Source organism: Neoehrlichia mikurensis (genome assembly GCF_019186785.1).
GTDB classification, from domain to species: Bacteria; Pseudomonadota; Alphaproteobacteria; order Rickettsiales; family Anaplasmataceae; genus Neoehrlichia; species Neoehrlichia mikurensis.
The window spans coordinates 982,681-1,005,947 of the sequence record NZ_CP066557.1 but is presented as its reverse complement, the minus strand read 5'-3'; the positions used below and the strand labels follow the sequence as shown (position 1 = coordinate 1,005,947).

Genomic DNA, 23,267 nt, shown 5'->3' with positions numbered 1-23,267 from the left:
CTTTTTATCATTTGTTTTTATTTTTTTTGACTTACTCATAGCAAAAAACTACAATTATAAACGCTGCCGTTATAGTTCAGAGGTAGAACATGTCATTGGTAATGACACGACCCAAGTTCAATTCTTGGTAACGGCATGAAATATAATATATATAATATATTTATACAAAATCAAGTTTAATTAATATAACATTCTGATAGTTTACATTTTTTTAACTATGTAACCTTTTAGTTTTGTAATGTTATTATATACAATAACAAATCTAATTACATAAAAAATCCTTTATATTATAATTTTAATATTCGTTTAAAGCGAAGAACATCTTATATTTATAAATTAATTATTATTACTATATAATATAATCCTTTTACTAATACAAAGGATTAAGGGATCTTATATATAGTGAAGGAGAGATAGATAGGGATGCAAGGAAGGAAGAGAATAAGCTAAGTGATGATAGAGGATAATTATATCTAAATATCTTGTTACTATAATAATTTACAAAAAATAAAGCTGCTATTAAACCAGAAGATTTTTGTTATACCAATCAACTTTAATATTGTAAATTTTTTAATATAACATTATATCTTCTTTATTACCAAATAATATCAACTGTTAAGTTAGCTTATAAAAATAAGCTTAAAATTAGGCACTTCAATGTTATAATACCTATTATATATCTTAACCACAAAACACCATGAATACAGTGATTACCAGATTTGCTCCCTCCCCTACTGGATATTTACATTTAGGAGGAGCACGTACTGCTCTTTTTAATTGGTTATTCGCTAAGCATTATAATGGAAGTTTCTTATTGAGAATTGAAGATACAGATACTAAAAGATCATCACAATCTATAGTACAATCAATATTAGATGACTTACTATGGCTTAATATCCGGCATGATGGAAATATTATATTCCAATCACAAAATATAAGTAGATATATTGATGTAGCACATCATTTAATATCATTAAATCAAGCATATTATTGTTACTGTTCAGAAGATGAAATAATGCAACAGAAAACACAATATATACAGCAAGGCCTACATTATAAACATAATTGTCCTTGGAGAGAAAATACAACACATAACCAAAAAATAAAAAAAGTGATTCGCTTAAAAAGCCCCATTCATGGAACAACAAATTTTATTGATGGAGTATATGGATCTATAACAGTTAATAATGAACAAATGGATGATATGATTATTCTAAGATCTAACAATACTCCAACTTACCTTCTAGCAGCAGTAGTAGATGATCATGATATGAAAATTACTAACGTTATAAGAGGAGCTGACCATATTACTAATACATCAAGACAACTATTGATATATAACGCATTGAAATGGGATATTCCTCAATTTTCCCACATTCCACTCATACATGATGAAAATGGTAATAAGCTTTCAAAAAGAAAACAATCATTAGGTATTAATGAATATAAAAAATTAGGAATATTACCAGAAGCAATATGCAATTATCTTTTAAAAATGGGATGGAGTCATGGCAATGATGAAATTATTAGTATTGAACAAGCAATCAAATGGTTTTCTATACAAAATATAGGATTATCTCCATCACGACTAGATAGTAAAAAATTACTATTCCTCAATAATCATTATATCAGCATTACACATAATGAAAAAATATTAAAAATACTTATTCCAATTATAGAAAGTAAATTTAAATTAACTCTATCCTTAGAAAAGCAAAATTACTTACTGCAAGGATTAACTGAGCTTAAAAAAAGAGCAAAAGACCTAATAAGCTTAGTTGAAGACTCGCTCTTTTATATAGAGGATTTACCTATTACCATAAATCAAGAAGCACAAATCATTATTCATTCAAATATAAAAATTCTACCCTTATTAACCCAGTATTTATTAAAAATTAATAATTGGCAAAAAGATTATTTACTAATAACAATGAAAGAATTATCACAAACAGAAAATATTGCGTTAAAAGATATTTATCACATATTACGCGCAACAATCACTGGTAAAATGAGCGCCCCTAGTATTATTGATATAATGATAATTCTTCAAAAAAATGAATGCATAAAAAGAATAAAATACTTTATATTGCCATAATAAAAAACACTTTCTTTAATCTTACTTTCTACATAAAACCATAAGAACACCTTATTTAAAAAAACTAAATTATCTCAATATAAAAAGTAGATGCTATATCACATATAGGTTTAATACAATTTATAAAAGCAATAACCTACTATAAATAACTTAATACATTTATTATATTTATAAATGATAGCGTTAATTATTAGCGATAAAACAATATAAAAAGATATTGACTGATATAAAACTTATAATTATTTACTTTTTAATTATTTTTGTTATATAATATACAGTACTGATTGGTTAAAAAAAATATACATAAATATTTAACGTATCAACTCACACAAAAATGACATAATGTTTCATATTACAGTGTTTTGCAATTAATTATATACTTACACAATAATGCTAATTATTGATTTTACATACTTAATATCAATACAATATTAAAATCTTATACATCATTTAGTTATGCTTCAAACATTAAGATTATAATCTCTACAAATTTGTGAACATTGACATAATAGAACAAAAATTTTATATAAGGAAATGTTACGTAATATATAATTTATTACAGAAATAATTTATAAAACACACAATTGTATTATAGTAATATCATATTAATTATAATTTGGATTAGTAGTAATTATTTATAGTGCAAAGGTTTTTGTAAAAAATTTAGTTTATAACCATTAATTAGAGGATTTAATAAAGTTATTTATTAAATAACGTAACTAAGTGTAGTATCAAATCATTTATTAATGAATAATAAGATTGCTGTTGATATAGGTAATATATATATATACTTCATATGTACTAAATAAAATGACTATAAAAATAGATAAAAAACATGTTAGCATGTATTTATGTTTTAGTGTTTAAAAAATATTAACACTATAATCAATTTTATTTCTCTAAGTTATTCTATAAACATTTAAAAATTTTTTATTTATAAAACGTTGTTGTTTTTTTTATTCTGTACATTAAATACACTTTAAAATTTGTACTAGATAGTCATTAGAATTTTTTACGAATTTAATTACATTCCTTTATATTGTTTAAAACTATACCTGTGTACCTAATTTGCTATAGTATTACTTAAGGAGATTTTGTGTAATTTAAGCAAATCTTTACAATAAAAAATCATAAAGTTATTTCATCGTATATTCTTATATTTATTCTATGATATAACATACCATTTAATATATAAAAAATTAATTATTATTCTATATAATTTAAGTAAATTCATTAATATAAAGTGTATATGCCATTATCTAATAACACAGAAAATCTTTTATCGGAATGTGCCCCTATATTGATGTTTTGGATGGTAAAAAACCCATCAAAATTATACGCTAATCAATTGCCATTACCAAATAATAAAAATTACCCCTATAAACAAAGATTATTAAATTGGGCAACAAAAGAACCACAAAGAAAAATCAAATTTTATTACATATCAATAGGATTAAGTGCAGAACAAATATCACTTTTGCATGATCTTTCTGATCCTAATAAAGGTGGCAAAGATAATATAGAAGTTATAGATTTTATTAAAAAATTTTCGCACAAATATGATATAACTTACCTTTACAATAAGGAAATTATTTTGACATGGAAAACAGATATATCACGCCTAATTATGCTAATGGAAGATAGTCCAGCACTTTACTTTGATTTTGATATCTTGCCTAAAAGCGAAAAAATTGGAAATATCATTGTAAATAACGATATTGGATTTGTATTAGGTAGATATGATCCTGGTTATTACAATGATGAATGGCTTGACATTTCTGTTATTGCATCTACAGTAAAAAATAATCCTAACATTTTAGCAGCATATAATGCTGTAAATCATATTTACTATCACGTAATACAAAAGCTTCCCAATTATCAAACATTCACAGAAATAAACATGGCAGTATCATTAGTGTGGACAGCTTTCATATCAATACCTGTGTTCACATGTAACAAATTACAACATTGCAATCAAGTAATAGCACAACTACAAGAATCTAATGAAAGCTTATGTAATAAAATTATAAATATTCTTAAAACAAAAGAGAATAGAAAAAGTATAGAATCTATATACAAAGATAAAAATAACAATGAAGTAATTACACAGAAACTTTGTGCACATGGTGCTTTTACTATAACAAGAGATTTTACATGGATTACTGAACTTAATAATAAAGACTATATCTATATTACAGAAAGAAGTAATAATGTGAAAAAATTCACAACACATTTAAATCTTCATGTAAACACAAAATCGCAAATAATCCCCAAATAAGCATCCTGAAAATACAAATCTAGCATTGCTATATATTATACAATTTACAATATGTTTAAATTTTTATGTAAACATAAAATAAACAATTTTATTTACTTATAATTACATAAATAAATCATAAACCTTCCTTATCTCTTTACACAAGATACAATAATCTTAAAAAAAATCTTTAGAAAGTTAAAGTATATAAGCAAAAAGATGTTCCAGATTAATATTACAGCAATAGGTTTATAATATTATAGCTTCAGTATCCTCTTTTTTATTAGCAATACCTAAATAATCTATATCTAGTTAATTTATTAAAGATTGCACTATGTTTTTATTATAACCATTCAGATTCTGATACACACATACTATTAAAATTTGTTTCTAAATTGTTATAATGCTTATATTCATCAATCACTAATTTTATAAACCGTGTACCCGTAATTATTATGGCTAACTATTTATATGACTCTTATGTTTCCTTTTACTCTACAAAAGTAATAATATGCACACATTATTACAATTAGTTATAGCTTAAAAGATTATTAAAATCAAATAACACTTAAATTCAGCTATAAAATCATACATTATAAATATAGCAAATTATGTTTTCATAAATAAAAGTAGCTAAAAAAATTTCCTTTAATAAGAAAAATTATTTAATGCTATTAGCAATATCTTGTATACAATATTCACAACTTATAATTATTCATCTTTAAATTACACTGAAAAAGATTTTTTCTAAAGAGATAGAAAATGACCTCTTTAACAACTTAGTAATTTCAGCAAATTTAAATTGGAAAGAAGTACTACTTATAAGGTTATTAAGTAAATATTTAAAACAAATTTCATTTAGTTATAGTCAATCATATATACGCAAAATTCTTATAAAATATCCAGATATAATATATCTATTTATTAGATTATTTGAAATAAGATTTGATCCAAATTTAAATACATTACGCAAAGAACATGAAGCTATAATACGGGAAAAATTGAAAGAATATCTTGTAACTAAACATAGATATTCTTTCCTGCATTACTAAAACTGACACTTAATCCCTATTAATAAAATTGATCCCTTTTTATGGTCATCTTGTAACGTCTGATATGTCATAAAACGATGATAATTTGCAAAAATTTTATATTTAAATTTTGATAAATTTGAAGAAAAATTATATTCAATTCCAGTACCAATATCATGTAGTCTATTTTTTCCACCATAAATGCTATTGTGATAAGATGCACTTACACTAATATTTTCATAATCATAACTAGCTCCTATAGTCCAAAAATATGAATAACCTAAATCAATACTATCATTAGTATATAAAAATTTTTGTAATAGTTCGTCATATGTATACTGACCAATAATACTATCAATATCTCCTAAATAACCATAAGAAGCAGCAATTTTAGCTGTTTGATAACTAGCAATTGCACCAATAGCAATATTTTTTATATTGTTCATTTTTACGAATTCAATATCTTTTTCTGGTATATTTTTAAAATGTGCATATTCACTTGTGATAGATGCTTTTATATTTACATCACCTACATTAAATTGATAAGTTAATCCTAAATTAATAATATTATCATATACTGGAATAATAATACCGCGATGATCTTTATTAAAGTATTCAATGTTATCTATAATATCTACTATTAATTTTTGTAAAGTTATATCATCTTCTGTGTAATCACCATTTTTTTCTAGGAATTCTTTTTTTCGTGCATATAATTTTCTTAAAACTTCTAAAATTGTACTTACATCAATGTATTTACTCTCACTGTACTTATAATCATAAGCGTTTTCCATCTCTTGTATTATATTAGAGAGTTGAAAATTTGTTGATATCATATCTTCCCAATGTATAGCATTTGATATTATTTGATCAATACTACTATCTTTAATTTTATTTATAGCATTAAATAGTTTGTTACGTCGGAATACATTCTCATTATTAAGATTAGCTTTTATAATAGAAGAATCATCATATCCAAGAGGTGAATAACTTATTCCAAAATTCATTCCAAAAACATTTGGAGATACATATGATAATCTTAATGGTAAAGAATTTATTAATGTATCATAAATTCTATATTTATGATAGTTATGTGAAAACCTGTTCACACCATCAAATAACCCTTCTGTATATAATCCTGTAGGTAAATAAAAAGCATTATTCATATAATTACCAATATTCGTATTGCTAAAATTATAACCCGCAATAAATTCATTCCTTAAATTAACATATTTCATCCAAGAATTGCTATTATCTCCTGCACTAATGCTAAAAGCATCTATTTTCATAATAGAGTCAACACCTTTTTGATATCCAAAGGTAAAATTACCATAAGCAGTATTTATAAATAATTTTGTTCCTCTGTTATTTACTGAAGTTGAAGCAGTAAAATCACTTTTTTTAATGTAAGGAGTCTCAAATTCTATATTAACACCATAAGAAATTCCTAAATTATCATTTTGATCTTCTGCTGTTATACTAAATATACCATCCAATGCAATACCATATCCACGAGAATAATTTAATAAAGGTAATTTTATATTACCTTCTTTCTGAGTAGCCCATCCATAAGATAACAGATCCCCTCCTATTTTAAATAATGGATGCCTATTATTGTTTATTTTTTTGTTACACACTAAACCTTTCTTATATTCTTGTTTACAAGAATAAGCAAACACCTCTTTAGTATTAAATATCATTAATAAAGATACTAAAGCAGTAGATAAAGAAAGTTTTTTCATGCATTTACCTAAGAATTGTATATACTAAAATTAACATCTATGTTTAATCATAAATAATATGATATGTCAATGTATGAAATAATTATTTTGGAGGAAATAATGGAAAAAATATGGATATATGTTATATTTTAGTAAAATACCGATATATTTAATAAAAATAAACTCTTATAACATACATATTTTAATATGTGATTCATAAGAAATGATCATATTTGTTAGCAATACATACAAATGTTACTTATTATCAACACTTAACATAGCATTATTAACAAAAAGAACATAATTTAGCTATTCAATGTACTTAAGGTTATATGTAATTAGCTACATTAATAGTTAAAAATACTTTTTACTCACAAACAGATACAATGAATTTAATATCATTTTTTCAATGAATAATATATGCATTACATGTGTATACATTAAAAATGTACTACGCAATATATGTAGACTTCTTAAGAAGTAAGTATCTTTATTGTAAATAAACATTATTATGTACTTTATATATATAATAAACATATATTTGCATCCATTAATACTTACAACAGTATAAAGAAATACTAATACAATCCCCATTAACTAACAAATTAAATTCTCTGTTTTATAAAATGGACACCATTCACCTAAAAATAATCATATACTCTTAAGCCATTATAAATATAAAACATTCATACTTACATTATAACACTGTCATTAAATACTAATCTTTTTTACTTACCTTAATAAATTTAGTAACTATGTATTACTAACCTATACATATAATTAACTCCACTTTTAGTGAAATAAATCCCATTTATATCCTAACAAACTAGTATTATTTACAATTCCATCATTTAATATAAACTAATCACAAAAAGTTATATTCCCAAGTAATATAATTATCCATGTGCTACCTTTATTACTCAATATACTTTATATCTAAAATGTATCTAATTTAAAACTCAATTTTAATACCTGATAATACAATACTACCTTGATTATCTTTTATCCCGTTATCAATATTATTAGTATTTATAACATAATATTGCATTGTATTAAAATAATGATAATTAGCAAAGATTTTATAATTTACTCTATCCATATTATAAAAAGTATAATCAATGCCTATACCAAGATCATTTAAGGAACTTTCACTACTTAATATAGCGTTCATATTTTTTATATAATAACTATAAACAAAAGATTTAAAATAAGTAACACTTAATAATAAGTTATTATATTTATAACTTGCACCTATATTCCAATAATAAGAATGCTGTTTCGGGAAAGAAATATCTCCATCAAAATACTCTTTTAAATCAATATTCTCATAATTTATTACACCAGATTGACCCAAATAACCATAAGCACCCCCTAATTTTAGATTTTTATATTGAGCACTTGCTCCTAGAGCTACTCCTGCTAAATTATGCAACGTATGATATTTCATATCCATATGTATATCAACATACTCGGTCAAATGTTTATAAAGACGGTCATAGTTAAGATAATAATCATAGCTATGTAAGTGTAGATTCATATATCCGTTAACTAGACTATTTATATATTCATTAGATACAGATTTTAAATTATCAATAGTCATAGGCTTTGCATATTCACCGACTATTGAAGCATTAAATTGCAAGTCATTTATTTGACCATTATAAGACATAGCTCCACTAATAATATTAGTATAAGGACTCACAATGTCCCTATATATAGGAGATAAAGCACTATCTACAAACTGATTCATATCATAGTCTAACCTTACAATATTAATAACATTTATATTACTATTCTGCATTATACTCTTTTTATTACCTTCTGGAGAATAGCTTACTCCAAATGCAAATCCATTAAAATTTAAAGATTTATAAGAAATCCTAAATGGTAAATTATCAATAAAATTATTATCTCTTAATGTTAAATTAATTGAAAAATGGTTATTATGATTACGAAATAGATGTTCGCTATATAATCCTGATGATCGATAAAAAGGAATATTATTAACTTCATCATGAATAGGCAAAAAACTCCTTATATACTTTGTCCATTCACTACTTGTATCTCCTGCCGCAACACTAAAAGCATCTATCTTCATTTCAGACTCTACACCTTCTTGATATCCCAATGATATATTACCATAAGGAGTATTAGCAAAAGCCACAATCCTACCTTTAATCATAGGCACTAACATCTGAAACTTTATGCCATAAATAGCATTAGAATCATTATTTTTTAAATTTAGTTCAAATATCCCATGAGTATCTAATCCTCCATTGCCTAAATTACTGTCAAAATTATATTCATATAAAATATTATTAAATTTATCTTTTATAAACCAATTATAAGACGTCAATTTTCCATTAATAATATACCCTATATTATCATGAGAAATATTCTTTAATGTTTTATACTTGATATATTCATTGCTATTATCATTATGATCTATAATATTTTCATTATATTTAGCAAGAGCACATTCATACATTAAAAAAAATGTATACACACACGCAGAAACTTTTAAAAGATTTTTCATAACATACCTAAGATACCACACAAAAATATACTTTAAAAGTATATTATAAGTATAATATACGGATATAACAATCTATGTAAATAATAAATTTTGTAAATATAGAAAAAAAATCTGATATAAAGTAAAAAGCGTATTTTAATCTCAAACATACAACTAAAAGTGTATATTCAAAAAAATAATCCTTTTATTAAGAAAAAATATAAAAATATCTAATTTATTAAGTATCAATCAAGTTATTTTAATGATATATATTATGATAAGTATAGATAAGGCATTTTTTTTCACCCTATGTTTATAACAAAGCCTTTCCTATATGAATCTTGCTAGACATAACATATATGAATAATATGGCCTCCTTTAATACAAAAATTGACCCACCAAAATTTTGTATGTAAGAATAACCTATTCTACAACCAAACTTTTTACAAAATAATCACATTAAAAATATTATCGTAAATTCAAAGAACTAACTAAATATTAAGAAGTAACATTAAAAACAATTATCTCCTTATAAGAACATTAATCTAAAAAAGATATAAAATAAAGAAATATACCTAACAATAATATAATGATACACTAGCCACACAGAAACCAATTAAGCATAATTCATCTCATATTAAAATTCAACTCTCATACCTGATAGTAAAACACCACCATGAACGGCAGACTTTAATTTAGAAAGCTCTTGACTTATAGTAAAATAATGATAATTAGCAAATAATTTACAACGTGTTGTATTATTGCTATATAGATCATAATCAAGCCCTATGCTAAAATCTTTTAAAAAATTTCTATTTTTTTTACCATCAACATCATCAGCATAACATCCATATGATGAATCAAAATATATCAAACTTATTGATAAGCCATTATATCTATAATTTACACCTATATCCCAATAGTAAGAAGAAGAAGAATTATAAAACCTCCTACCTTCATCATTGTCAACATAACTAATACTACCAGATTTACCTAAATAGCCATAAGCAGCACCAAATTTTAACCTATTATACTCAATATTCGTCCCTAATGCCACTCCTATTAAATCATTAAGAATTATTTTTTTTGAATTATCAGATTTAGCATATTCACCAACTAATGAACCAATAAACTTGATATCATTAACCTTATAATTATAAGTAACAGCACCGCTAATAATATTTTTATAAGAATTCATTGATTCACTAATTATTTTGTGAATAACATTTCGTGTATTATAACTAATGGGTATATCTTTTATATTTACCATAGCATTAGTAAATGTAAGCTTTTTTTCAGCAGTATTGTCATTATAACTATCATTTTTAACAACAATAGTTACAGGAATGCCCTTAAGCTCACCAACCCGAACATTAAGATTATCATAAATTTGAATAATCTGTAAACTATCATTTGATAAAAGGCTATCTTTATACCCTAACGGCGAATAACTAATACCAACATTAATCCCAAAAATATCTGCAGATTTATAAGAAATCCTAAATGGTAAATTATTAATAAAATCCTTATTATCAAGCATATTATCTCTTATAACAAAATTACCATTACTACGATATAAATTTTCACTATATAATCCAGAAGACCAATAACAAGGAATATTATTTAATACAGGAACACCAGTATTATCTTTCTTAACAAAAAAATCACTTACATACCTTGACCATTCTATTCCTTGATCTCCTGCAGCTATACTAAATGCATCTGCTTTCATTTCAGATTCCACACCTTCTTGATATCCTAATGACAAATTACCATAAGGAAAATTTATAAATCCTATAACTCCCCTATTAGATATCTTCTTAAGAGAAATTCTACCTTGAATCGCAGGCATCAATAATTGAAACCTTGCTCCATATAAAAACCCATTACTTTCTTGTGACATAATATTAACACTTAATAAAGCATCATTATTTACCCCCCAATTATCTGAATTAGCATCTGAATTATAATTGTACAGCTCATAAACATCATTATCTTCGTATTTATCACGCAATAATTTATCTGTAATCCAAACATACGATAAAGTACTACCATAGATGCTAATTTTGCTACCTTTATGTACCTTACGTAATTTCTGATAATTAATATAAGTATTATTCTTTATTACTGCATCATCGTAATTACTTTGTCTTGCAAAAACACTTTCTTTAAATAAAAATATAATAAATATACAAATAACAATAAAAATTCTCATAATCAAACTCATCAGCTAACTAACAATAGACTTTTCATTAAATATTTCATCATACATTTACAAAATAATTACGTAGATAATAAATTATAAGCATTTAATATACAACTATAAAGTTATAAAATAATCTATCACTAAACTTTAAAGTTATTAGTAATGTATATTATATAAATCAAGAAGATTTTTACATCTTTCATTATAATAAAATATGCCATATTTATAATGATTCTTTAATATAATAAAAAATATCCTTATTTATTTTTTTACACACTGTATTGATTAATGATAATCTGCTTACACTAACAAAACTACAAAAAGTAAAGACTTTTTTTTAAATACAAACTATAGATTTAATAATGGCATTCAGATAACAAAAAAATTTTGCAAATACCACATTTTACAGCAAAAACAAGCCACAATTCATTCTATATATAAAAAATAAATCATTACTACATTTCAATAGTAAAATTTAATATTAATACACTAAACAGATACGCAATCCTAAAACTCAAGCTTCATTCCTAATAAAATAATAATACCATTATAATTCATTGTATTACTTCTCATGTCATCTTGTAATACAGTAAAAATATGATAATTATTAAATAACTTACAATCCATTTTATTATTCTTACATAAAAGATACTCTACTCCTACAGTAAAATCTTTCAAAAGATATGCAGTAAGGATACTATCAGATGCGTTAGAGTACATATTAGAATATATATAGGTAAAACTTAAAGATAAATCATTATATTTATAGCTACCACCAAAATTCCAATAAAAGCTGTTAGCTCTGTCTTCAAAAAAATCCATACTCTTTATAATCCCTGATTTTCCTAAATGTCCATAAGCACAACCTAACTTAAACTTTTGATAAAAAACATTAACTCCTACTGCTACTCCTATCAAATCATAATACTCTAATATAACATTCTTATCTTTTAAATTATTATCAATTCTACCAGATTTTGCATATTCACCAATAATGGAAGTAACAATTTTAGTATTAGCAATATTATACATATATGATGCAGCACCACTAATAACATGCTTATAAGGACTGATAACATATTTATTAACTAAAGTATAAGGATTCATATTGTCATAATATGAAGAAACTTGCACAACATTTACATCATCACCTTTAGGAACTTTCTCAGCAATATTGACTGATGCTACTGATTGTGATTTTATATACTCATAATTACTTTGTGTACTATCTTTTCCATTCTGCTTGTCAAATTTAATACCTTTTATACCTGATAATTTGAAGCTGCTATTATTCATCATAATATCATTGCCATATCCAGAATTATTTTGCATATGCTGATAACCTAATGGCATATAACTTAACCCAAACACTAAGTTAGAATTGGCTAATGAACTATATGACACCCTAAATGGTAAATTATACATAAACTCCTTAGTAGTATTTAAAAACCTAGCAATACCACTCTCATTATGAGAAGATAATGTTGCACTATATAACCCAGAATACAAATTCGGAATATTAATCTTATCATTGATAAAAAAATTTTTTATACATTGCACTACATTACTTGTATCACCTACAGCCACACTTAACGCATCCACCTTTATATTAGATTCTATACCTTCTTGATACCCTACTGATAATTTTCCATAATTATTATAAATAAAAGCTGCACTTCCTGTTCTACCTTGATACATAGGCATTAATAACTGTAAATTTGCACCTAGAACACCAAAACTAGTTTTTCTTGACACAAGATCCAAGTTTAATACAGTATCATAATTTATCATCCAATAATCATTCAGATGTTGCTTATATGTTTCTGCAATATTAAAATCACCTATTAAAGCATAAGACAATACCCAACCACGTACATTAAGGTAGCCCCTATCACTTTTAATATTTTTTCTCATTTGTGAAAAATTAACATACTGACCATTGCTTATATTCTTTAATTTATAATTACAATCAATATATTCAGCAAAAGTAGCACTATAATAAAGTATTAAAAAAAAAGCTACTAAAATACCTTTCATAAATAACCTCACCAAAATATGCAACCCAATACACATTAAAAATGCATAGCTGTAAAATAAAAAACAATGATCAATACCAATTTCACACTAAAACATAATTAAAAAGTTAATCTTATACCTGATAAAATAACATTATTACTAATATCTCTAGAAAAATTATTATAAACCATAAGATGATAATAACTAAATATACTATAACTTACCTTACTATCATTCTGATTCAATCTATAATCTACCCCCAAATTAAAATCAATAATATCAATTATGGAACCACTTGGACTATTTTTTCTACTTTTAAAATAAGAGCCACTAATATACAAATAATCATACTGATAGCCTAATCCTATTACCCAATAATAACTAGGAGAAATTTTATTCCTTGACAACAGTCCCTGAGAATATACTTGACCAGAATTACCTAAATACCCATATGACCCATATAACTTTAATTTATTAAAAAATTTAATACTATTAGCAACACTTATACCTAACAAATCACCAAATAATAATGTTTGTAATTGTCTACCTTTAGCATATTCACCTGAAATAATAAACTCGCATTGCAAATCCTGAAAAATAAAACTATATGATGCAATGCCACTTATAATATTATCATAATAAGCACCAAATTTATATGATGTTACACCATTACGTTCCGATATAATTACTTTATCTTTTGCATCTTTTATTACCATACTAGCATTATTATTTACATTAAAGATCATTGAACCTTCTACAGTACCATCATCACTCAATGAAAAGCTAGCATGTGAGCCTTTTATATCTGCTTTAATATTGGAATTACCTTGTACTTCTTTCACTTTTTCCATATTAAACTTCTTATCTTGAAAAATTTTTTTATTATATCCTGTAGGAGAGTAACTAAGTCCGAATTTAAATCCCATCAAATTTGGAGAATAATAAGATAACCTAAAAGGTAATCCACTAATAAAATCCTTAATATTATTAAGGACCATATTGTTACCGTACATATCATGCCTAGCACGATTTATATAAAAAAGGCCTTCACTATACAACATAGGATAAAAAATTGCCCTATCTATACCCATCATATCAACAAAGTCACTTGATTTATACTTCATGAAAGTAGCATCCTCACCTTGACTATGATCACCAAAAAACTTATTTCTATTAATCAAGGACTCTACTCCTTGTTGATATCCCATAGAAAATTTTCCATAAGGTGTAATAAAAAAAATATTACCACCTTGATTTATTAGTGCTTTATCTTTGCCATAAATGCTATTTTTATCTGTGGGAATAAATACTTGAAAATTAGCACCATATAAAATGCCAGAAGAGCTACTTTGCTCAACCTTTAAATTAGTGATAACATCACAATATGTTTTAAAATTTTTAACAATATCATCACTAATATCATAGTGTACTTTTGTAACCCAATTATAAAGTAATACCTGACCACTAATTAAAAAGTTACTATTATTCATATAGCCATAATTTTTATCTAATATCCTAGCACTTTTTAATTTATTAGATGAATTATAACCTGCAAAAACTTTACCAAAAAAAGCACTACATAATATCAAAACTAACATAAATAATTTCATACACACCCGGCAGTAAACATTCCTAGTGCTGTATTATACTGTAAATTGATAATTGTCAATTATGAATTCTTCAAAATAACCTACACAAAAAAATAATCTATTTATCACATTTTGTGATGCTAATAAGTTACTTAATTGAAAGATAGTACTTTAAATAATGATACAACTTTTTAGTCATCAAAGTTAAAATATTGTATAAAGAATTATAAATCATATAATACTCCCATACAATGCACATCTATCTTTTATAAAATTAACACGTTATTTGCTGAGCAACATATAATGAAGTAATACATTATAATTTAAAATTACATTAATAATGCAAATCAAAGCCCTACATGACACTATTTATAAAGCTTACTCCATAACTTCCTATTAATTAATACTATAAATACTGTTACAATCATTAAACATATAACAACTTTTAACCCCAATCTTTTTCTAATTTCCATTTCAGGTTCTGCTGCCCAATGTAAAAAATTTACTACATCATAAGCCATATTACTAACTGTAGACTCAGTACCATCAGTATACTTTACTGCATTATCAAAAAGCGGAGGAGGCATTAATATCTTACCTGTTGCAAAATATATATTTTCATATAATCCATTAATATCAGGATTAGTACTTTTATACCCATTTAACAAAGAATATACATAATTTGCTCCATCATGTTTTGCTTTTATAATTAAAGATAAATCTGGAGGGTATGCACCATTATTAGATGCCATTGCAGCTTCTTTATTTGAGAATGGAGAAGGAAAATAATCTGATGGAACACCAGGTCTTTCAAACATTTCCCCCGCATCATTTGGTCCATCCTTAATCTGATATGAACTGGCAATCGATTTTATTTCTTCCTCTGAAAACCCTATTTCTCGCAAATTGCGAAATGCTATTCTTTTCATTGAATGACAAGCTGCACAAACTTCTTTATATACTTTATACCCACGTTGTATTGAACGCTTATCAAATGACCCTAATATACCATTAAACTTCCAAGTCTGTGAAATAGGACGTTCAGCATGAAACTCTTCGGAATAAGTATTCCAACACAATAATACTACAATAAATAATACTAATAACCTTATAAACATTATTTCATCTCCGGAACAGATTCACTTAATGTTTCAGGCAATTTTTTATGTTTTTCATATTTAGATAATATAGGAAGTATAACAAAAAAATAAGAAAAATAATATAAAGTTGAACACCTACTTAATGTAATAAATGGTTCCTTCACTTCTTGCCCACCTAACCACGCTAAAAAACAAAAATTCACTACAAATATCCAATAACAAACCTTAAAGACAGGACGATAACTACCACTTTTTACCTTAAAGGTATCCAATATAGGAAGTAAAAACCATACTATAATAGAACTAAACATTGTAATAACACCAATAAGCTTATTTGGAATAGAGCGTAACATTGCATAAAAAGGTAAAAAATACCATTCTGGCACTATGTGAGCCGGAGTAACCATAGGATTCGCTTCAATATAATTATCTGGATGACCTAAATAATTAGGAGCATAAAATATAAATATATATAACAATACTAAAAATATTCCAAAAGTTATGCCATCCTTTACAATAAAGTACGGGTAAATAGGTATTGTATCTTTTTTAGATCTTACCTCAACACCAGAAGGATTCCCCGAACCAAATCTATGCAATGCAATAACATGAAGCCCTGCAAGAGCTACAATCACAAAAGGCATTAAATAATGTAACGCAAAAAACCTATTCAACGTAGGATTATCCACAGAAAAACCACCCCAAAGCCACTGAACTATTTTTTCACCTATAAAAGGAATTGCAGAAAATAAGTTCGTAATTACTGTAGCACCCCAAAAACCCATCTGCCCCCATGGTAAAACATATCCCATAAATGCAGTTGCCATCATTGAAAAAAATATAAAAATACCTATAAACCATACCAATTCTCTAGGCTTTTTGTATGATCCATAATATAATCCACGCAATATATGAACATATACAACTATAAAAAAGAAAGAAGCACCTACAGCATGAGTATATCGTATTAACCAACCATAATTCACATCTCGCATTATACGTTCAACACTATCAAAAGCATGATCAACATGAGGTGTATAATGCATAGCCAGAAATATTCCTGTAATAATCTGTAAAATTAATGCTATACCTGCTAAAGAACCAAAATTCCATGCATAATTAAGATTTTTAGGGACTTGATACTCCGCAAGCCCTTTCAAAAAAGACATAATTGGTAATCTATATTCTATCCATGCTAATATTCCTTTCCCTTCTTTAACATCATCTCTATTTATGTTATTAGACATCAAGCCACTCCTTCTTATACTACATCATTATTCTTCTTACCAATAACAATAGTATTATTACTAGAAAAATAATAATCAGGAACAGGTAAATTAAGAGGAGCAGGGCCACTAATAATTCTACCAGATATATCATATTTTGATCCATGACAAGGACAAAACCATCCCTTTTCCTCACTTTCTACTTCAACAGGGACACAACCAAGATGCGTACAAATACCCACTAAAATTAACCACTCTTCTTTTCCTACATGAGTACGCTGCTGATCTGTTTGCGGATCTCGTAAATCTTTAATATTAGTTAATTGCGCTTTTTTAATTTCTTCTTTACTACGCTTTCGTATAAAAACAGGTTTACCTTGCCATTTAACAACTTTTGTCTTACCTTCTTTTATTTCTAATAAATCTACTTCAATTGTAGATTGAGCTACAACCTCTGCAGATGGACCTAAAGACTTGATAAAAGGATAAATAAATGAAAACACCCCCATTATTGACATAAAAATAGCAGTTAACCCTAAAAAATCTCTTCTTTTTAATTCTTTATTATTAACATTATTTAATTCCTTTATATTCATCAGCAATAACCCTTTTAACTACTAACTTTATAATGTACTACAACCTACATTCAAAAAAATATTATAAAAGATAATTTACTTAAAATAAATACATTTTATGAACCTATTAATAAAACACAATCCTATAACATTCACCAACTACTAAAGCTTATTTATAAAATAACATAACATAACATTAGTAATAAAATTACTTTAATTATTAAACCTTTTTTGTAGAATTATTTTCTGTAATATGTTAATTGCACGCATTAATTGATAATCTGTACTATCATTAACTTGATCAACTACGCTTACATTTTTTTTAATCACATCATTAATATATATATCAGGAATAATACCATGACCTTGAATTGCATGATTAAGAGGTGTGTAATATAATGCATTTGTTATACAAATTGCACCACCACCTTTAATAGGAATAACTGTTTGCACGGAACCTTTGCCAAATGATCTTTTTCCAACAATAATTGCTTTTTTATGATCCTGTAGAGCTCCAGCAATAATTTCTGAAGCAGAAGCTGAATTTTCATTTATTAACACAACTGCAGGAAATTTTTCAAAAATACCACCTCTATGAGCATAATAACATCTTCCATTAGTATCTTCACGTCCGCGAACTGACACAATTTTTCCTTGATTTAAAAAATAATCACATATTATTATTGCTTGACTTAAAAGTCCACCAGGATTATTACGTAAATCTAATAGTATACCTTTTATATTATTCTTATCTATAGAATTCCAATACCGTATTACAGTATCTGCAACATTTTCATCAAAACAAGAAATTTTTATATAAGCTATATTATTAATAACACTTGTAGTCACAGAACGTATTTTAATTAACGTCCTTTTAATAGATACATTAACTACTTTATGATGTTTTTTTTTAATTCTTAAATTAACATAAGTGCCAATACGTCCTCTAATTTTTTTCATCACTTCCTGTAATGACATTTGATTAGTATCTTCACCATTAACCAATATGATATTATCATCAATATTAATATTAAAATAAGAAGCTGGAGTATTATCTTGAACAGAAACTACTTTTATTCCATTATCATCTTTAGCTATTTCAATTCCTATACCTCCAAATTCACCCCTGGTATATATTTGCATTTCAGAAAATTCTTCGGCATTTAAATACTTAGAATATGGATCTAAATTAGATAACATACCATTAATAGCATATTCAAGTAAAACCTTATTATTGACATTTTTAATTGATTTTTCTTTAATTTTTGAAGCTATTTCATCAATTAATACACAATCAAAATCATTATTATCTAAATCTATTGAAATAGCATTTAAAGGTTGCCAAGCAACATAACATATTATAAAAATAATAAAAGCCTTTTTTATCATAGTAATATTTTACCTCTATAATCCACAGTACATTACTAAAAATAAAAATACTTCAGTGTAACCATTAGATAATAATTAATTCTCTATTATTAAGAAACATCGCTAACTTCTAAACCATATCACATATATAAATACACTATTTTTATTTGTAAATTTATTATTTTAGCAATTCCAACATATTAACTATCCAAGTCACAATTAGTTAAGTCAATTCTTTTATTGTTATAACATATAACTTTTATTAACCATATTTTTCATATTATTCACATAATCAGTATAAGATATATAAATCTTTAATTTATTAAAATAAAAACATTATTCAAAATTTATCATATAATAAATATAAAGTTATTATCTATCACTTCTCTTTTCTAAAAAATACTTTTGTTTTATTTGATCCTTTTCACTATCTGACTTATATATTATTTGATCTTTATAAATATTAAAATCCTGATTATAGCATTCTATATTATATATTAATATTTGATACTCTTTTTCTAATGTCAATAATTGTTTATGTAGTAATTTATATTGATGAGAATATTTTTTATTTTCTTTTGAATTATCTAGTGAAATATTATTTACAATAAAAATTAGTTCATTTAATCCTACAATGAAATACATTATAAACAAAATACTATAAATGATAGATAACTCTCTTGTATAGCTTTTTAATATATTATTATCTATGAAATACTTAAATATTACTATTAATAATATAATTATTATAGTAATCATTTGTTTGCATGGTTTAAATTTTTTATTCTTATATAATGTATACTTTTGTTTAACATGCAATATATCATTGATATTAATATTGTTATACAAATAAGAAAAAAATGTGAAATAATCTTTTATTCGAGATTTTACTAAGTAAATCTTTAACTCCATACTCCTAATTTCAGAAAGAACATTTTGACATTTATTCTTATTTTTTTGTATTACATTGTAACGCCACCTTGCATAACATCCTAAAATAATAATTACTATACCTAACAATATACCTATTATAGTAATTTCATAATATTTCACATTATAAAAAAAATACAACAATATCCCTGTCATTATATAAAAAAATAACCTTGTAAATTGATTACACAAAAAATTTTTCATATATCTGATATAAAATTTAAATGTATCTCATACTATACTGACAAAACACTAATGCAAGCTTTATATTAAAATTGGCAAATTTTCTACTAGCACTTCAACATAATTGAAAATTCGTATTTTATACTACATAACTTTTATATATAAAATAACATTAGACTAGACATTTATATTTTTGTATTAATAATTTTATCTAATTGAAATATTTAATAAATAACAAAAAATTTAAAATAAATTCGTTCACTGCACTACAAAATTGTTTATATAATCATAAAAAATTAACTACTAGTTTCATGCATTGATTAAAACAAGCTGCCTTTCTTAATGAATACTACATCACTTAATACTCATTTTTAAGTTATTTTATCTTTCTTCTAATAAAATACATTATTAGCAATAATAAAAAAGATAGTATAATAATTAAAGGTCCAGGAAAAATATCAAATATTACAGATAATAACAACCCTCCTGTTCCTGATATAACAGAAATTACTGTAGCAGCTACCATCATTTGCATAGGCGTTGATGTGATTAATCTTGCCCCAGCAGCTGGAATAACTAAAAATGCAGTAATGAGTAATATTCCAACTAATTGAGTATAAAATGCAATAAATACTGATAATATTATTAAAAATTCTAATCTAACAGCATTTACATTTATTCCACTAGACATCGATAAATCTTGACTAACAGATACAAAAAGCCAATTTTTCCACCTATATATCACTACAAATATCACTACAATAGCAGTAATAAGCATCTTAATAAGATCATTATTACTAACCATTAATATATCACCAAATAATGAGTGAATAATATCACTATTCACAAAAGATACAAATGATAACAATACTATACCTATTGACATTATGACATTTGTAATAATATTTAGCATTGTGTCAGTAGAATATATTTTTTCAAAATTAAGAGATATTAAAATAGCTAACACTACTGCTATAACTAAAATACTCACTAACATATTTATTTGAAATATAGTTGCTAAAGCTATTCCTAAAAAAGATGAATGAGCAATACTATCACCTAAATAAGAAAATCTATGCCAAATCATACAAGATCCTAAAGGCCCAGTAACAATGCTAATAATAAACATTGCTACAAGTGCATTAATAAAGAATCTTTCAGATATAGTCTCTAGCATAATAATTTATAACGCCATTAATACCGTGCAAACTTTTCTATCATCATATAATAAAACATTATATGTACGACATGCAGCTGGCGTAGACATATATTCAACATTTAGCCCAAGACTACAAAAATGATCGTGTAATTCTTTAGGTAAAAAAATACATTCTTTCCCTGTCCCAACTAATATCACTTGAAAACTATTATCTAAACTGCTTATTACCCTTCCTATATTAGCAAAATTTAATTCTTGCATGAGAACAACTTCATTTTGAAAAACAACACAAGAACCATAATAAACTTTACCAGCAATTACAAATTTACCCTGAGAAAAACTATTAATTAAATTAATATTTAAAGGAATAACAGGCGTAATATCCATATATATAACCTTTTTTTTCAATTACACCAACGTTAAATTTATTTAACAATAGAAAAGAACCTATATCCTAATATATTAATACTACATTTTAACTCTAACTCCTTGTTCCTTATAAGATCAGAAATTTTAGTTTTTCCATCCATTATAAATACCTGCTCTAATAACACTATTTCTTCAAAAAACTTTTGCATTCTACCTTCAATTATCTTTTTTACCACATTCTCCGATTTACCAAGTACATTTACTTGTTTAGTAATTATATCATATTCCTGATCAATAACTTCTTTATCTAACAGCTCAATAGATAGAGCATCTGGCTTTGCTGCAACAATATGCATAGCTATATTTTTAGCAAGATCCTTAAGTTGTAGCTCATCTGCATCTGAACTTAAAGCTACAATTGCTGCAGCTTTACCAATATTATCCATTACACAATTATGAACATAACTACCTATAACTCCTTTTTCTACATTTAAATAACCTATTTTACTTAAGTTAATATTTTCACCAATAACAGATATATTATTCATAATTTCTGATTTAATACTAATATTACTATCATAATTATAACTCAGAAATTCCTCTACTTCTTCTACTCCATAGTGACTTACTAGCTCAACAAGTTTTAATGCTAAATCTTGAAATTTTTTATTACGTGCAACAAAATCTGTTTCTGAATTCAATTGTATTATAGAAGCTTGCTTATCATTGATATTAATTGCAACTAACCCATCATTAACATCTCTTTGAGATTTTTTATACGCTTTTAGTACTCCTTTTTCTCTTAAGTAATTTTTAGCTTTTTCTATATCACCTGAACAAGCAGTTAAAGCTTCCTTACAATCTCCCAACCCTGCATCTGTAATGCTACGTAATTTTTTAATAATATCAATACTTATCTTCATAACT

Annotated in this window: 16 protein-coding genes and 1 tRNA gene; 4 read left to right on the top strand and 13 right to left on the bottom strand. The window is 25.3% G+C overall.

The annotated features are described in order from the left end of the window. Window positions 1-65: 65 nt before the first annotated feature. The 4 genes from HL033_RS04025 (at window position 66) to HL033_RS04580 (ending at window position 5,404) form a co-directional block, all read left to right on the top strand. A tRNA-Thr gene (locus HL033_RS04025) sits at window positions 66-136 on the top strand. Between the two features lie 561 nt (window positions 137-697). After that, a complete protein-coding gene (gltX, locus tag HL033_RS04020) occupies window positions 698-2,095 on the top strand; it encodes a glutamate--tRNA ligase (RefSeq protein WP_218194003.1) in 1,398 nt (465 codons plus the stop codon). A 1,249-nt stretch (window positions 2,096-3,344) separates the two neighbouring features. Next, window positions 3,345-4,373 (top strand): hypothetical protein, encoded by a 1,029-nt coding sequence (locus HL033_RS04015; protein ID WP_218194002.1) that lies wholly within the window; start codon window positions 3,345-3,347, stop codon window positions 4,371-4,373. Between the two features lie 704 nt (window positions 4,374-5,077). Continuing rightward, complete coding sequence (locus tag HL033_RS04580) at window positions 5,078-5,404, top strand: NAD-glutamate dehydrogenase domain-containing protein (protein WP_218194528.1); 327 nt, start codon at window positions 5,078-5,080, stop codon at window positions 5,402-5,404. Here HL033_RS04580 and HL033_RS04005 read toward each other — a convergent pair. The 13 genes from HL033_RS04005 to tsf all read right to left on the bottom strand — a co-directional run bounded on the left by HL033_RS04005 (window position 5,401) and on the right by tsf (window position 23,263). Then, on the bottom strand, window positions 5,401-7,125 hold the full coding sequence (locus HL033_RS04005) for a porin (RefSeq protein ID WP_218194001.1): 1,725 nt from the start codon (window positions 7,123-7,125) through the stop codon (window positions 5,401-5,403). The two genes, HL033_RS04580 and HL033_RS04005, sit on opposite strands and share 4 nt — an antisense overlap. A 931-nt stretch (window positions 7,126-8,056) precedes the next feature. Next, window positions 8,057-9,640 carry a hypothetical protein gene (locus HL033_RS04000; RefSeq protein ID WP_218194000.1) on the bottom strand — a complete coding sequence of 528 codons (1,584 nt, stop codon included), beginning with the start codon at window positions 9,638-9,640 and terminating at the stop codon, window positions 8,057-8,059. Between the two features lie 616 nt (window positions 9,641-10,256). Next, complete coding sequence (locus HL033_RS03995; RefSeq protein ID WP_218193999.1) at window positions 10,257-11,834, bottom strand: porin; 1,578 nt, start codon at window positions 11,832-11,834, stop codon at window positions 10,257-10,259. Window positions 11,835-12,332: 498 nt separating this feature from the next. Beyond that, the gene (locus HL033_RS03990; RefSeq protein WP_218193998.1) at window positions 12,333-13,862 is read right to left on the bottom strand and encodes a hypothetical protein; all 1,530 of its coding nucleotides are present in this window, start codon (window positions 13,860-13,862) and stop codon (window positions 12,333-12,335) included. A 98-nt stretch (window positions 13,863-13,960) separates the two neighbouring features. Next, on the bottom strand, window positions 13,961-15,451 hold the full coding sequence (locus HL033_RS03985) for a hypothetical protein (protein ID WP_218193997.1): 1,491 nt from the start codon (window positions 15,449-15,451) through the stop codon (window positions 13,961-13,963). A gap of 344 nt (window positions 15,452-15,795) precedes the next feature. Next, window positions 15,796-16,548, bottom strand: a complete 753-nt coding sequence (locus HL033_RS03980; RefSeq protein ID WP_218193996.1) for a cytochrome c1 — start codon at window positions 16,546-16,548, stop codon at window positions 15,796-15,798. Then, window positions 16,548-17,777, bottom strand: coding sequence for a cytochrome b (locus HL033_RS03975; protein WP_218193995.1), 1,230 nt, complete (start codon window positions 17,775-17,777; stop codon window positions 16,548-16,550). The genes HL033_RS03980 and HL033_RS03975 overlap by 1 nt, the downstream gene beginning before the upstream one ends. 14 nt (window positions 17,778-17,791) lie before the next feature. Beyond that, window positions 17,792-18,352: a ubiquinol-cytochrome c reductase iron-sulfur subunit gene (petA, locus tag HL033_RS03970; RefSeq protein WP_218193994.1), complete on the bottom strand. Its 561-nt coding sequence runs from the start codon at window positions 18,350-18,352 to the stop codon at window positions 17,792-17,794. Window positions 18,353-18,544: 192 nt separating this feature from the next. Beyond that, the gene (locus HL033_RS03965; protein ID WP_218193993.1) at window positions 18,545-19,720 is read right to left on the bottom strand and encodes a S41 family peptidase; all 1,176 of its coding nucleotides are present in this window, start codon (window positions 19,718-19,720) and stop codon (window positions 18,545-18,547) included. Window positions 19,721-20,071: 351 nt separating this feature from the next. Then, complete coding sequence (locus HL033_RS03960) at window positions 20,072-20,833, bottom strand: hypothetical protein (RefSeq protein WP_218193992.1); 762 nt, start codon at window positions 20,831-20,833, stop codon at window positions 20,072-20,074. 355 nt (window positions 20,834-21,188) lie between these two features. Then, on the bottom strand, window positions 21,189-21,989 hold the full coding sequence (locus HL033_RS03955) for a metal ABC transporter permease (protein WP_218193991.1): 801 nt from the start codon (window positions 21,987-21,989) through the stop codon (window positions 21,189-21,191). 6 nt (window positions 21,990-21,995) lie between these two features. After that, a complete protein-coding gene (locus tag HL033_RS03950) occupies window positions 21,996-22,358 on the bottom strand; it encodes an Mth938-like domain-containing protein (protein WP_218193990.1) in 363 nt (120 codons plus the stop codon). 38 nt (window positions 22,359-22,396) lie between these two features. After that, window positions 22,397-23,263 (bottom strand): translation elongation factor Ts, encoded by an 867-nt coding sequence (gene tsf / locus HL033_RS03945; RefSeq protein WP_218193989.1) that lies wholly within the window; start codon window positions 23,261-23,263, stop codon window positions 22,397-22,399. Window positions 23,264-23,267 lie beyond the last annotated feature (4 nt).

Excerpts from the sequence above, each read along its gene's own strand:
- gltX (WP_218194003.1), top strand. The coding sequence starts at position 698 with ATGAATACAGTGATTACCAGATTTGCTCCCTCCCCTACTGGATATTTA.
- HL033_RS04015 (WP_218194002.1), top strand. The coding sequence starts at position 3,345 with ATGCCATTATCTAATAACACAGAAAATCTTTTATCGGAATGTGCCCCT.
- HL033_RS04005 (WP_218194001.1), bottom strand. The coding sequence starts at position 7,125 with ATGAAAAAACTTTCTTTATCTACTGCTTTAGTATCTTTATTAATGATA.
- HL033_RS04000 (WP_218194000.1), bottom strand. The coding sequence starts at position 9,640 with ATGAAAAATCTTTTAAAAGTTTCTGCGTGTGTGTATACATTTTTTTTA.
- HL033_RS03995 (WP_218193999.1), bottom strand. The coding sequence starts at position 11,834 with ATGAGAATTTTTATTGTTATTTGTATATTTATTATATTTTTATTTAAA.
- HL033_RS03990 (WP_218193998.1), bottom strand. The coding sequence starts at position 13,862 with ATGAAAGGTATTTTAGTAGCTTTTTTTTTAATACTTTATTATAGTGCT.
- HL033_RS03985 (WP_218193997.1), bottom strand. The coding sequence starts at position 15,451 with ATGAAATTATTTATGTTAGTTTTGATATTATGTAGTGCTTTTTTTGGT.
- HL033_RS03980 (WP_218193996.1), bottom strand. The coding sequence starts at position 16,548 with ATGTTTATAAGGTTATTAGTATTATTTATTGTAGTATTATTGTGTTGG.
- HL033_RS03975 (WP_218193995.1), bottom strand. The coding sequence starts at position 17,777 with ATGTCTAATAACATAAATAGAGATGATGTTAAAGAAGGGAAAGGAATA.
- petA (WP_218193994.1), bottom strand. The coding sequence starts at position 18,352 with ATGAATATAAAGGAATTAAATAATGTTAATAATAAAGAATTAAAAAGA.
- HL033_RS03965 (WP_218193993.1), bottom strand. The coding sequence starts at position 19,720 with ATGATAAAAAAGGCTTTTATTATTTTTATAATATGTTATGTTGCTTGG.
- HL033_RS03960 (WP_218193992.1), bottom strand. The coding sequence starts at position 20,833 with ATGAAAAATTTTTTGTGTAATCAATTTACAAGGTTATTTTTTTATATA.
- HL033_RS03955 (WP_218193991.1), bottom strand. The coding sequence starts at position 21,989 with ATGCTAGAGACTATATCTGAAAGATTCTTTATTAATGCACTTGTAGCA.
- HL033_RS03950 (WP_218193990.1), bottom strand. The coding sequence starts at position 22,358 with ATGGATATTACGCCTGTTATTCCTTTAAATATTAATTTAATTAATAGT.
- tsf (WP_218193989.1), bottom strand. The coding sequence starts at position 23,263 with ATGAAGATAAGTATTGATATTATTAAAAAATTACGTAGCATTACAGAT.